At 63.1% G+C, this 545-nt stretch carries 1 pseudogene; it reads left to right on the top strand.

The window, feature by feature from the left end:
* Positions 1-187: 187 nt before the first annotated feature.
* Positions 188-545 (top strand): annotated as a pseudogene (locus tag FQ746_RS28550) (hypothetical protein); the annotation flags it as partial.

Below are 545 nucleotides of genomic sequence, written 5' to 3'. Positions count from 1 at the left end.
CGCCTCCCCAATGGAAATCGGCATCTCCCGGACAAGCCCTTCCCACCTGGCACGGATCTCGCATGTATCACGCATCCTATGTTTCGGCGTGCACCGAAACACTACCCATTACCCCCGGCTGCTCGCACGAAAACGCGGGCTGCGGATAGCGATGACTTTGCAGTTTTTGCCAAAAACCGGAATAACGATGAACAATTTTCAACACGAAGGCTCGGCCGGCGGCGGCCGATGCGGCATCGGCGCCGAGCGGCTGCCGCTTCGCGGCGACCTCGGCAAGATCGCAGCGCCCTTTGTCGGATCGGTTTATTCGGGATCGGATATGAACGAAAAGCATGGTGAAGGCGGCCTGTTCGGCCTGGCGCAAGTCCTGGGCGGCGCGCCTTCGGAACGTCAGGCAGCCGGCGGCAACCCGGGATCGCTCGCCAGGCCGTTCGAATGCCTGGGCCGGACCTGGATCGTGCATCGGGCCAGCATGGCTAACCTTGGCGACATGCCGCGCTACGACCTCGTCGACATGGAAACGGGCCGCAGCCAGGGCCAGGTCG

The sequence above is a fragment of the Paraburkholderia sp. BCC1886 genome (assembly GCF_900996245.1).
Lineage (GTDB): Bacteria > Pseudomonadota > Gammaproteobacteria > Burkholderiales > Burkholderiaceae > Paraburkholderia.
Note: the sequence above shows the minus strand (reverse complement) of the source record. Positions and strands in the feature narration are given on the sequence as shown.